General features: G+C 61.0%; 12 protein-coding genes and 2 pseudogenes. 9 read left to right on the forward strand and 5 right to left on the reverse strand.

What is annotated here, in order from left to right; genetic code table 11:
• Positions 1-25 precede the first annotated feature (25 nt).
• The 4 genes from LX70_RS08245 to LX70_RS08260 all read right to left on the reverse strand — a co-directional run bounded on the left by LX70_RS08245 (position 26) and on the right by LX70_RS08260 (position 3,668).
• Complete coding sequence (locus LX70_RS08245; RefSeq protein WP_018303655.1) at positions 26-220, reverse strand: hypothetical protein; 195 nt, start codon at positions 218-220, stop codon at positions 26-28.
• Positions 221-304: 84 nt separating this feature from the next.
• Entirely contained in the window at positions 305-991 is a 687-nt protein-coding gene (locus tag LX70_RS08250; RefSeq protein ID WP_245884994.1) for an RNA polymerase sigma factor, read from the reverse strand.
• 135 nt (positions 992-1,126) lie between these two features.
• Entirely contained in the window at positions 1,127-1,372 is a 246-nt protein-coding gene (locus tag LX70_RS08255; RefSeq protein WP_105514061.1) for a hypothetical protein, read from the reverse strand.
• A 91-nt stretch (positions 1,373-1,463) separates the two neighbouring features.
• Positions 1,464-3,668: a hypothetical protein gene (locus tag LX70_RS08260; RefSeq protein ID WP_146111568.1), complete on the reverse strand. Its 2,205-nt coding sequence runs from the start codon at positions 3,666-3,668 to the stop codon at positions 1,464-1,466.
• A 592-nt stretch (positions 3,669-4,260) separates the two neighbouring features.
• On the opposite strand from LX70_RS08260, the gene LX70_RS08270 reads away from it, so the two are divergent.
• The 3 genes and pseudogenes from LX70_RS08270 to LX70_RS21165 form a co-directional block, all read left to right on the forward strand.
• Positions 4,261-4,716, forward strand: a complete 456-nt coding sequence (locus LX70_RS08270) for a DUF2924 domain-containing protein (RefSeq protein ID WP_022699190.1) — start codon at positions 4,261-4,263, stop codon at positions 4,714-4,716.
• A pseudogene (locus LX70_RS20920) lies at positions 4,713-5,378 on the forward strand (recombinase family protein); the annotation flags it as partial. The gene LX70_RS08270 and the pseudogene LX70_RS20920, both read left to right, overlap by 4 nt.
• 384 nt (positions 5,379-5,762) lie before the next feature.
• Positions 5,763-5,954 (forward strand): annotated as a pseudogene (locus LX70_RS21165) (Z1 domain-containing protein); the annotation flags it as partial.
• A 298-nt stretch (positions 5,955-6,252) separates the two neighbouring features.
• Here LX70_RS21165 and LX70_RS08280 read toward each other — a convergent pair.
• Complete coding sequence (locus LX70_RS08280) at positions 6,253-7,002, reverse strand: DNA cytosine methyltransferase (RefSeq protein ID WP_245884995.1); 750 nt, start codon at positions 7,000-7,002, stop codon at positions 6,253-6,255.
• Positions 7,003-7,069: 67 nt separating this feature from the next.
• Between LX70_RS08280 and LX70_RS08285 the strand changes: the two genes are divergently transcribed.
• The 6 genes from LX70_RS08285 to LX70_RS08310 all read left to right on the forward strand — a co-directional run bounded on the left by LX70_RS08285 (position 7,070) and on the right by LX70_RS08310 (position 12,185).
• Entirely contained in the window at positions 7,070-7,552 is a 483-nt protein-coding gene (locus tag LX70_RS08285; protein WP_105514064.1) for a very short patch repair endonuclease, read from the forward strand.
• A 484-nt stretch (positions 7,553-8,036) separates the two neighbouring features.
• Complete coding sequence (locus LX70_RS08290; protein ID WP_105514065.1) at positions 8,037-9,326, forward strand: tyrosine-type recombinase/integrase; 1,290 nt, start codon at positions 8,037-8,039, stop codon at positions 9,324-9,326.
• Positions 9,326-10,237, forward strand: a complete 912-nt coding sequence (locus LX70_RS20850) for a hypothetical protein (protein WP_146111569.1) — start codon at positions 9,326-9,328, stop codon at positions 10,235-10,237. The genes LX70_RS08290 and LX70_RS20850 overlap by 1 nt, the downstream gene beginning before the upstream one ends.
• Before the next feature lie 210 nt (positions 10,238-10,447).
• Positions 10,448-10,651, forward strand: a complete 204-nt coding sequence (locus LX70_RS08300) for a helix-turn-helix transcriptional regulator (protein WP_105514067.1) — start codon at positions 10,448-10,450, stop codon at positions 10,649-10,651.
• A 39-nt stretch (positions 10,652-10,690) separates the two neighbouring features.
• Positions 10,691-11,116: a helix-turn-helix domain-containing protein gene (locus LX70_RS08305; protein WP_105514068.1), complete on the forward strand. Its 426-nt coding sequence runs from the start codon at positions 10,691-10,693 to the stop codon at positions 11,114-11,116.
• A gap of 49 nt (positions 11,117-11,165) precedes the next feature.
• Positions 11,166-12,185: a site-specific integrase gene (locus tag LX70_RS08310; RefSeq protein ID WP_105514069.1), complete on the forward strand. Its 1,020-nt coding sequence runs from the start codon at positions 11,166-11,168 to the stop codon at positions 12,183-12,185.
• Positions 12,186-12,244: the final 59 nt, after the last annotated feature.

Here is a 12,244-nt window from a genome sequence, read left to right on the forward strand (position 1 = left end):
GAGATGAGGTGATCGAGGAGGCGCATCACGCGGCCTCGCGGACGTCGGGCGCGGGCTCGGCGACGTAGATCGCCAGCAGTGGCGTCCCGTCGGCGTGGGCGCCGGCGTCCTCGATCTGATAGTTGCGGTTGGGCTCGCAGACCTCGGTCAGCTCCCAGCGGCGATAGAGCCCCGGAAGACGCCTGAAATCCTCGAGCGACAGATCGGCAGTGCGGTTCATGCGTGTCTGCTTTCGGTTGGAGGGAAGGCGCTCTGGGCGCTCGATTGGGAAAAGCCACAAGCGGCACAGGATCGGGACATCGGTTCAGGGGATTTCATCGAGGGCGTCGTTCAGCCGGCGGATGGCGCGCTGGTAACGCTTGCGGGCGGCGGCCTCGGTCAGACCCAGTTCGACCGCGACCTCGGCCTGCGAGAAGCCCTCGATCGCCACGCGGATCACCAGCAGGGCGTCATCGCCGAGAAGCTTCCGCACCGCGCCGTTCAGCCGTGCGTACCCGGTCTCGCCGATCCCGCTGTCGCTGCTGTCCGCAACCTCGTCGGGATCGGCGCCGCTGGCGAGATGTTCGCGTGCCTGGTCGCGCTGGCGCACGCGGATCATGTCGCGCTCGACATTCCGCAGCACCGTGGCCGCGATCCAGTTGACGCGCCCGAGGTCGAGGCCGCGGACAGCCTCGGTGGTGCGCGCCAGAACGTCGGACGCGACCTCGTCGGCGGTGCCGAGCCTGCGCCAGATCGACCGGCGCCGGATCGCGTCGAGGCCGGGCCAGAGCGCCAGCAACAGCAGCGTCAGGGCGCAGTCGGACGCGGGCCCGCCGCCCTGCGCCGCCCTGACCAGCGCGGCGAGGATCACGTTCTTCCGGGCCGGATCGCCGGTCGTGCGATGCAGCCCGTCCAGCAGGGCCGCCGGATCCCGGAACGGCGCGAGGGGGGCCTGCGCCCGCCGGACGGCGTCGAAACTGCGCTGGAAGTGAAGGTTCGTGGATGAATGCATGAGGTGATCACGGATCTCGTGCCACGCGAAGGACATCGGACGCCTGCCTTGCGGCCAGGCGTCCGGCGCCTTCTCGTGGCCAGGTCAGGACGTCGCGCGTCTCTGCGATTTCAGGGGGTTGGGTGAATGCGCGCGTCAGCGCGCGGGCGCGGTCGCGTGGTTCAGCGTGCCGCAGCCGCGGCAGGTGGCCTGGACCGGGAAGCCCACGAGATACTCGTGCCCCCGCGCGAAGCGCAGGTGCATGCGGCCGTCCCGGCAGACGCCGAGCAGCTTGTCACAGCGCGTGCAGCGCCATTCCGAGTTGAGGGTGGTGGGCTTGGTCTTCGCGGCGCCGGACCAGCTCGTCTGGGCTGCCTGGCGCGAGGGGAAGGGAGTCGGCATCGAAGTGCTCCTCTGATGTGGAGCACTCCCATTGGCCCGGAGAATCGGAGCTAGTCAGACCCCCCAATCGGAGCCGGATCGGAGCCAGCCGTCAGATGGCGATCTCCCATTGCCCTTTTCCGGGGCTTCGCAGGAAGTCGGCCGTCAGCTTTTTCCAGAGAGGCTGCTTGAAAATGTTCGCCAACGACTGGTCCTCCGCGATCCCGCTGATCAGGTCTGCTGTCGCCATTCGCATCGGGCCGGCGTTGTGCGCATCGACCAGCCGCTGGATGACATCAATGCGGTTCTCGCCCTTGATGTCGATGCTGCCTTTCCCCGGAACAAACAGAGTTGCCATGTTGTCCCCGACCCGGGTGAGTTCGACAGCCTGGCCGCCGCGGGCCAGTATCCGATGGCGTCGAAGCACGGACCGGAGCTTGTCTCCGACCAAAGCGATTTCGGCTTGCTGCGTGTCGATCTGATCAACAAGCGGCGTCAGAACATTGGCCGCCAGGCACGGTCCGGGAGCGCTGCCGGCCTGCAGGACAAGACCTATTCCGAGGTTGTGGCGCGCCCGAAGCTCAGTATCGACGGCCGAGCGGACCTTCTCCCGGTCGAGACCGCGCGCGAGATAAATCGGGACGTCCCCGCCATCGACATTGAGCGTTCCAAGGTAGAGAAGGTGGTCGGTCAGCTTCTCGATTGCAGGCGCATCGAGCACTTGTTCGAGACGTTCCTTCAGGTGTTGCACGACCCAGCCGTCGCGCACCCGATATATCCTGTAGCGATCCGGGTTGCCCGCAGACGTCACCTGTCCCTCGGCGACCTTGAGGTCGGCCACCTTTCGGTGACTTTCCTCCGCATCTCCCTCATCGACCCGAACGACCACTTCGGCTGCGACCGGTCCGACCTCGTCTTCATCGTCGATCAGGTCGTCCCCCTCCCAGCCGGCGGGCACGAGGAAACCCAGATCGGTCAGGAGGCCAGGATCGACACCACGAGCTTGGAGCCATGCACCGGTCACCCTCTCAGCTCCGATGTCCCAGATGGCCAGCAAGGCGGGCATGACCGCCATGCTCTCCTCATCGCCCGGTGCGCGACCATCACGAAGGATGTTCCAGTGTCTGAGCAAGCGATGCCCCAGAACGCGCTCGAACGGGTCGTCGATGCTGAGAAGGCTGCTCGTGTTGCGGTCGGTGAGCGTGAAGTTGAGGGTTTGCGCCTCATCCCGTCCCGCGCGGGAGTACCGGACCGCAATCTCGACAAAACGGATTGCGAGCGCTCGCTCGAAAATCCTTGGAAGGCCCGGCTGGTTGTCGATGATCTCTGAGATGTCCTGGTCGATCGTGGTGGAAAGCGAGAGACGGTTGGCCAGATTACCGATGCTGATGTCAGCGCGGATCACCTGTGCGCGGTCGATCACGACGTCGTCGAGTTCCGGCGGTTCAAGATCGAGTCCTTGCAGGAACTGCGAAATGTCGTAGGCCTGAAAGTCTACGGGCTGGTTGGAGTAGGTCTGCTCGAGAGCAGTCTCGATGAAGCGTTCGGCGACCGTGTGCCTGAGCTTTCGGTTGCCAGCGCGGACATGGACCCGCCCGGTCGATGGCGTGTAGACGATCATCGCCTCTCCGGGCGGCCGAAAATAGATGCTCGACCGATTGCCATCGTCATCGATCTCCCGAACGCTCGTGGGGGGATCGGGATGGAACAGCAGGTACATCTCCGCCGCCGGTTCATCTCCGTCCTTGGGGATGTCGAACTTGTCGATGCTGTAGCCGTCGCCGCGATCGAGACGCTTGTTGAGGTCGACCAGAAGCTCGTCGAGCAATGCACTGCCGGCGTCGGGGCCCCCGTCGACCGAAGGCTCGGCCATGAAGGTCTGGTAGTGCTTGTCGTAGCGCCGGTAGAGACGCAGGTGCAGGCTGTTCTCCGCCGCTTCAAATAAGCCGTGTTCGTTGGCGTAAGCCCACAGGCTTCGCGCGAGCTTGTCCCGCCGGTTCAGAAGTTCCTTGGCGCGGTCCGGTTCAAGCGTAGTCGTGGCGAGACCTTGGAGGACATATTCGCCGCGGTCGCTCGCAATTGTGACGATCCGGGCTGCTTCAGCTTCGAGCGGGCCCAGCCGGTCCTTCTTTTCCTTCGGCAGCATATTCCTCGCTGCTGTCGGACCGTCCGGATCGTCGGGGTCGAACTTGTAGGTCGCAAGCCAGGCCAACCTCTCGAAAGCCTTGCTGTTGAGAAATCCGGACAGCAATTCGGGCTCTGCATCATCGAAAAGCCGAGAAAGATTGGGGCAGGTTTTAGCCGGGACGCGTACCATTGAAGTCTCCGAGAGTTTTGACTTGCGCTACTGAAGGCGATCGTGGCGCCGTGCTCAGAGCTTGATACCGCGATGTCGCCTCTGGAGACCGAGGGCGACGCCGCCATTTCGCCGGAAAGTTACGTCCACAGAGGCGAGAACCACGCGCGCGTCCTCGATCTGCTCCAGGAGATTGGGACCGATCGGAGTTGCTTTGCGCGTCATGAACTTACCTCAATGAACTACTGCTCTCGACTGATTCAACTGGCGATTGTCGCGGACAAATCGGTGATCGGCAAGTCCCGATGTTCTCCACCTGTTCGCAACCCTGAATCCTGTAGGGAGTGATGTCCCGTCACGGCCAGTGGGGTGGCTTTTGATCGGTAAGTACCACCGATCACGGCTACCGAAACATGAAGCGCCCGAATCCGCTGCCGCCCGACCAGATGACGCCCGCAGAGCGCCGCACTGAGCTGTGCGGCCTGCTGGCGCTCGGGCTGGTTCGGTTGCGGATGCGAAAGACGGACGAAGTATCTGACGATACTGGAGAACGTTGCCTACACTATCCGCCCGACCAATGCCGTCATGCAACTCCAACTCACCGGAGAAATGCATGAACAAGCCCGATCCCATCCCCGCGCGCCTGGCCGCGCTGAAGACCACGCCAACGCCGGACCTGAAGAAACAGTGGCGCGACCTGTTCGACAGCGAGCCGCCCCCGTTCAACCGACGCTACCTCGAATCCCGGCTGGCGTACCGCATCCAGGAACTCGCCTATGGCGGGCTGAAACCGGAGACAATCCGGCGGCTGGAACGGCTGGGCGAGGAACTGGACGGCGGCGACACGACGAAACGCAGGATCCGCGCCGACCGCGACCGCCCGATCAACGGCACGCGGCTGCTGCGCGAGTGGCAGGGCGTCGAACAGGTCGTCACCGTCACCGCCGATGGCTTCGAGTGGCAGGGTCGGCCGTACAAGTCGTTGTCCGCCATCGCGCGGGCCATCACCGGCACGCGCTGGAACGGCTGGGTGTTCTTCGGGCTCAAGAACCACAGGGGGCGGAGATGATGAAGCCGCCGGATAAAACGAAGCTCGTCCGCAAGCTGCGCTGCGCGGTCTACACCCGGAAATCCTCCGAGGAAGGGCTGGAGCAGGAGTTCAACAGCCTCCACGCTCAGCGCGAGGCCTGCGAGGCGTACATCGCCAGCCAGCGTTCCGAGGGCTGGGTGCTGGTCCGCGATCAGTATGACGACGGCGGCATCTCCGGCGGCACGCTGGAACGGCCCGGACTGAAGCGGCTGCTTGAAGACATCGAGGACGGGCTGGTCGACGTGGTGGTGGTCTACAAGATCGACCGCCTGTCGCGCTCGCTCGCCGACTTCGCCAAGCTGGTCGAGGTGTTCGACCGGAACGGCGTGACGTTCGTCTCGGTCACGCAGTCGTTCAACACCACCACGTCCATGGGGCGGCTGACGCTGAACATCCTTCTCAGCTTCGCCCAGTTCGAGCGGGAGGTGACAGCCGAACGCATCCGCGACAAGGTCGCCGCCAGTCGGAAGAAGGGCATGTGGATGGGCGGGGTGCCGCCCTACGGCTATAGGGTCGAGAAACGGAAGCTGGTGGTCGACGAAGAAACCGCTGCGCATGTGCGCTGGATCTTCGCCCGCTTCCTCGAGATCGGGTCCTGCACGGAACTGGCGCGGGAGGTTGACAACGCTTCGATCAATACCAAGTACAACAAGGAGGAGGTCACAACCACAAATAGGTTGATCCGGGAGCTTCTGAACATTTTTCACCGGAGTTGCTATGTCGGCTACACCGCAACTCCTTTCGCGAATATCTTCATCGACCCTGATCAAGACGATGAAATGCTGGCGGAAGACTTGTTTCCGAAGGACTTCATCATCGGCCTCGATGCGCCATCCAATTATTTCGGCGGCAAAAAGGTCTTTGTCGAAGGCTTGCCCGATGATGAGGAGCCAACTTGGTTGAGGTATGTCGACGACAATGAAGATGTGCTTCCCGTTAAACATCCACAAGACTTTGTCGTGGAAGCACTCCCGGACTCGTTGGTGAAAGCTGTTCGCGCCTTCGTGCTGACTGCGGCTACCCTCATGCAGATGGGGCGTTGGTTCGGGTATCGGACCGGATACGAAGATCTTTGCCGTATCTGGATGCCAACCGAAGCTATTGGATGGTACGCATACATTGCGAACGCGACAGAGGAATTGCACTCAGAAATTCACGAAATGGCGGCTGTTCCGACAGCCACTCCCAGGGATTTCGGTCTGGCGGTGCGAAGTCATCCAGCTTCGTTGCTCATCACAGCACGCAACAAGATGGGATCGGGAACAAAGGTCACGACGCTGATCGGACTCTCCAACAAATTTGTCGAGACATCGAGAGTAAGCATTAGATCAGGCGATCTTTCTGCAAATATTGATGCGGCCAAGTCTTTGTTTTTAAAGCTCAAGGGCGCGGGCTTGGAGGAGGAGCGCTCGTCTTGGGGAGCGTTGTATCGCGGCGTACCGGTCCAGTTCATAGACGAATTTCTTGCCGTGTGGCGAAACGCCGAGCAGAGCGTAACGACTGACCCGGACCCGGTCAGAAAATACATAAATGCGCGAAGTGCAGACGAGTTGCAAACTTGGGACGTATTAGTGCCCAGCCTAACCAAAGGCGAGTCCGACAGAACGCTACCCGGACGGCACGAAGTTCGTAGTGATGGGCGTGACCCGTGCCGAGCGAGGACAGATCCTCCATCAGCATCTCGAAGACCAGTCGGCTCTCGACTGTGGACGAAAGCATGCCCTTGACGTTTTCCATGACGAAGGCGGCCGGGCGAAGCTTGTCAAGGACCCGGATGTATTCGCGAAAGAGGTAGTGCCGCGCATCCTCCTCCGGGACATAGCCGACCTTGCCTCTGGAGCGGACGCGCCCCACGAGGGAATAGGCCTGACAAGGCGGACCGCCGATCAGTATCGTGTCGTCGTACTTTTGTTTCAGCGTCGCGATGGCGCCATCAATGGCGGTTGCCGCAGCCTCGGTGCCGAGCTCCAGCGCGCGAGCTTCGTCGATGGCATGCTGCCACGCTTCGGCGTCGACGGCTGACCAGTCCGGTTCGGATACCAGCCCGGCATGGAAATCGACGAACTCTTTCGGCAAGACGCAATGACGCGCAACGTAGTCGCGGAGGAACGCGCGCAACGTCAGGGTCCGATGGGCCGACGCCTCCTTCTCGACCGAAATGCCGATCCGGAACGGCGCACGACCGTCCTCGACGAGGGAAGCGAACCCCTCGCCAAGTCCGCCCGGGCCGGCAAACAGATCGACAATGCCGAAAGTGGAAGGCAAATCAGGCTCCTGACGAATTTCATTCAGCCGGTGTATACTAGGTTCAAGGACGAAAACCAGGGCGGATGTGACCGATATCGTGGACCAACAGACCCGTTCCCGGATGATGTCGGGAATAAGGGGAAAGAACACCAAGCCCGAGCTGGCTCTCAGGCGGGCATTGCACGCGCGCGGTTTCCGCTTCCGGCTTCATTCCAGCAAGGTTCACGGTCGACCGGACCTTGTTCTTCCGAAGCACTGCGCTGTTGTCTTCGTACATGGCTGCTTCTGGCATCGACACGAAGGGTGCCGCTACACGACCGTCCCGGCAACCCGGCCGGAGTTCTGGCGGGCGAAGTTCGATGCGAACGTCGCTCGAGACAGCGCCGTTCGCAAAAAACTCCTCGAAGACGGGTGGCGCGTGGCGACGGTATGGGAGTGCGCCCTGCGGAAAACGGGTCAGGTTAGCGCCACGACTGATCGTCTCGCGGCCTGGCTGTTCTTGGGTTCGGTCAGCATGGAGATCGGTGAAAGCGATATACTGCAAAGCGGGATCGTCGCTACCCACTAGAACGCGGCGGCTGAACCGTAACCCCACCGCTTTACCGACATGGACATTGTTCGATTTCAGTCCCTTCTCGAAGCGCGTCCCTGAAATCGAAGTGTTCAGCGGAGCAAGCAATAAGTTTATTTGGTTTCAGATGCTTGGCAAGACTTCACCAAATCCGCGCAGTCCTCAGGTCCGGAGAATATCGGCCCTCAGAGACCACTTCTGGGCCGCCTGGCGCCGCCGCCGGTGCTCAGTCCCTCCCGCATAACCCTCGAAAACAACGGAAAAATCCGGCCGCAGCCGGATGGGGAGAACGCTTTCGCAGGGGCAAGTGGCGGAGAGACAGCCCGCCATGATAGACGCTTTTCCGTTTACAATCATATGCATGCGATATCATGTCGCCTTGGAAATAAGGCGCCTACCCCACATCATACACATGCAACCTTGTACAATCCGATGCGCCCAGATACTCTTTTGATGTGGGGTAGTATGTTGGATCGTCGTCATGCCCAAGATCGCCGAAGAACTTAGCGCGCTCGACGTGAAGCGCCTGGCGCATCCGGGCGGCAAGCGGAATGTGCTGTTCTCGGTCGGGGGCGTTCCGGGGCTACACATGCAGATCACGCCCAACGGCGGGCGGTCATGGGTCTTGCGTGCTAAGGTCGGCACACTGCGCCGCGATATCGGGCTGGGGGGCTTTCCGGGGGTGACGTTATCTCAGGCCCGCGACAAGGCCCGTGAAGCCCGCGCCAAGATTGAAAGCGGCGTCGACCCCGTAGAGGAACGCAAGGCCGCCAAGGCAGCACTGGTGGCCGCACAGCGTCGGGGCCTAACCTTCGCCAAGGCGGTGGAGAAATGCCTTGCGGCCAAGCTTGATGCCTTCAAGAACGCTAAGCACCGCCAGCAATGGGAAAACACCCTTGCCGCCTATGCCACCCCCGAATTGGGCAAGATGCTGGTGCAGGATATCACGACGCAGGACGTCTTGCGGGTTCTGCAACCCCTCTGGGCCGACCGGACAGAAACGGCCAATCGGTTGCGCGGGCGCATCGAGGCGGTTCTGAGCTGGGCCACGGTCGCGGGGCATCGGCACGGCGACAACCCGGCGCGCTGGGCGGGGAACTTGAAAGAGCTTCTGCCCGCGCCGTCAAAAGTCGCCTCCGGAGACAATCACCCCGCCTTGGCCTTGGATGATGCGCCCCGGTGGTTTGCAGCCTTGCAGTCGCGGGAAGGGTCCGGCGCGCGGGCGCTGGAGCTTCTGGCCCTGACCGCCACCCGGTCGCAAGAGGTTCGGGGCGCACTCTGGGAAGAAATCGACTTGGACAATGCGCTATGGGTCATTCCAGGCGCGCGCATGAAGATGGGCAAGGAACATCGCGTGCCGCTGTCCAACAGGGCTATGGCGCTGTTGCAGGCGCTTCCCCGGCTGGAGGGCAACCCGCTGGTGTTTCCGGCTGCACGTGGCGGGATGCTTTCCGACATGACGCTTTCCGCCGCCATGAAGCGGATGCACGAGGCCGAGGCTGCGCAAGGCCGCTCCGGGTTCATTGACCGCACATCCAAGCGCCCTGCCGTGCCGCACGGTCTGCGCTCGACCTTCCGCGATTGGGTAGCCGAGCGGACTGCCTATCCCGGCGACATGGCAGAGGTCGCGCTGGCTCATAAAATCAGCAATGCGGTGGAGGCAAGCTATCGGCGCGGCGATATGATTGAAAAACGGCGGCGGATGATGGCGGATTGGTCCAATTTTATGGATGGCAAGGTTTGGGGCGGTCAGGTTGTGAGGATTGGATAATGGAGTTTGAAGACGATGACTTTTGGCGACTCTATGAACACAATGCTGATCACTGGCGTCTGAGCGAAAGTCTATCGGTAACAAACGCGGCGATGCTGGCCGCAGGGATTGATCCCGGTTCAACGGAATCGACCGACCCAGATGCGCCGCACCACGGGCACTTTCATCGCCGAGGAGCCTCCAATGGAGTCAAAAACTACACTCAGTCGGGTTCGTTCATCGCGGTCTTCTCGGCGATCCGAAACGCTATTCTTGAAGACCGGATTCGGGCCAATATAACGCACCTCGCCAGGAATGCATCGTATGTTTGGTATGGCAGTGACGCGGTTCCGGAGGCGCCAAGAGACGACGAAACTGAAGTTCCATACACCGCACTTTTTAGAACTGAGGGTATGAGCATTAAGACAAATGCTGGAAATAGATTTTGGGAGCAATATAGCAAAATCTATATCATCAAGGAGCCTGCTTGGAGCCAGACCACGGTAATGGTTGAAGACCTTAGGGAGTGGATGGCGAGTAGGAACTTTCTACCCCCTTTCTTTTTTCCTGAGGTGAAGCCGCAAGAGTTCATGGACAAAGAGCATAAACGGTATTCTGCTAAACTTGCGGCTGCCGTCTCGGCTTGGGAGGCAATTCAGGAGGCAGCCCCTAACCGGACAGTAAAACAAACGCTGGAAAGATGGTTGAACGCCAATGCCGCAGCTTTCGGTCTGATTGACGATGACGGTCGCCCGCGTTCAACTGTGGTGGAGTCCCTTTCTGAAGTTGCCAACTGGGAGACACGCGGCGGAGCGCCAAAGACTAGCGCGCCAAAAGACGAGATTCAGCAGGTCGAACGCAAGCCGATTAGTAACTTTCACGCGCTGATCGCTCCGTCGATGCCCCCTGATGATTCAGAAATTCCGTTCTAGGGGGTAGATTCAAAGAATCTGCGGGGAGGTTTAAGGCATTGTTATATAATAGCTTTCTTTCTAATTTCTTCCTGTATGCGGTTATCGTCTGTGAACTGACAGTGGTCAGATGAACTACTCGGGCGGGAGTTTTTCCAACCTGGTTGAGTTTTCTTGCTCTACGGCAGAGGTCCAAAATGCACTCAATCGTAACCCGATGGAGTTCACTCGATGGCCCTGCATTTATCCGAAACCTACCTGACTGATCGCCAAATTGGCGAACGCTTTGGTGTTCATCATCTGACCCCGCGTCGCTGGGTGCGTGAAGATCCGTCATTTCCGCGCCCGGTAAAACTCTCGCCGGGCTGTACGCGCTGGAAACTCTCTGAGATCGAAGCTTGGGAAGCCCTCAAGTCCCAAGGCAAGGGCGAGTGATCGTGCCCCATTGCTGCCCTTTTTTAGCGGGGCTTGGCCATGGCTAAACGGCCCAGCGCCCGTCGAATCCGCGCCGCACGGACTTACACGATAGAGGAAGCCGCGCAGGCGCTGGGCGTATCTACAGGGACGATCCGCGCTTGGGTCAGGGACGGCCTGCCCCTGATGAAGGCGCGGCGGCCATTTCTGATACTTGGCGATGCGTTGCGCCAATTCCTCACTGCACGGGCCACGGGAGCGAAGGTCGCGCTGCAACCGGGGCAGCTCTATTGCTTCAGCTGCAAAGTCGGGCGGGAACCGATGGGGCGTATGGTCGATTGCATCCCGCAAACGGCCAGAACCGCCCGCCTAGTGGGCCTGTGCGCCCACTGCGGAGGCACCTGCAACCGGATGGTGAGCCGCACGAAAATCGACCAATTGGCGGGAATCTTCGACCTCGCCTTGAAGGACGGAAGCGAACCCTAAGGGATACCTGCAACCCCCTCTGAAATCATCACTTCGAAAGGGCATCCTGATGGTGCGGAAACACAACGAAGAAAACGAGCGGATAAAGAGGCGCTACCTGCTATTTCTGCGGGAAGCTAAGCGCAGCGATCCGGCGACGGTGGACAAGGTCGCAGAGGCGATTCTGCGGTTCGAGAGCGGCACCGGATTCAGGCCGTTTAAGCGGTTCCACATTGAACAGGCGGTGAAGTTCAAGGCTCAACTCGCGGCGGCGAAAAACGAGCGGACGGGCGCGCCACTGTCGAAGGCCACGATTGACGGTACGCTGCGCGCGGTGAAGGCGTTTGTCCTCTGGCTGGCGGGGCAGCCCGGCTATCGCTCGCGCATCGCCTATGCCGACGCCGAGTATTTCAACCTTAATGCGAAGGACGTGCGCATTGCTCATGCTCAGCGCGATATGCCGTTCCCAAGCATGGAACAATGCCGCCACGCCTTCAGCCTGATGCCCGAAGCCACGCCGCTGGAACGTCGCGACCGGGCGCTCTTTGCCTTCCTGATGCTGACCGGGGCACGGGACGGGGCGATAGCGTCCTTGAGACTGCGGCACATCGACCTTTTTCAGGGCTGCGTCTATCAAGACGCCCGCGATGTGAAGACGAAATTTGCCAAGACCTTCACCACCTGGTTCTTCCCCGTCGATGCCGTCTACTTGCAATGCTTCCACGACTGGGTGGAGTATCTGCGCACCGATCAGCTTTTCGGCGCGGCGGACGCCCTTTTCCCCAAGCCCCTGATGGGCCTGAAGGACGGCGGGTTTGCCTGTCTCGGGCTATCGCGCGACACTTACGGCAACGCGGGACGCATCCGTGCGGTAATCAAAGACGCCTTCACTTCTGCGGGCCTGCCGCCCTTCGGCCCCCATAGTTTCCGCAAGACGCTGGGCATTCTGGCGAACGAACATTGCCGCACGCCCGAGGCGTTCAAGGCTTGGTCGATGAACCTTGGCCACGAGAACATTGCCACCACGCTCAGCGCCTATTGCCCGGTTTCGACCACCCGGCAGGGCGAACTGATCCGGGGCATGGCCTGACGCCTACCATGCCGTAATGCCTGCTTGCCCTTCCGGCCCGCAGACTGTCTTATCGCGGC

It is taken from the genome of Albidovulum denitrificans (assembly GCF_002973535.1).
In the GTDB taxonomy this organism is placed as follows: Bacteria; Pseudomonadota; Alphaproteobacteria; order Rhodobacterales; family Rhodobacteraceae; genus Albidovulum; species Albidovulum denitrificans.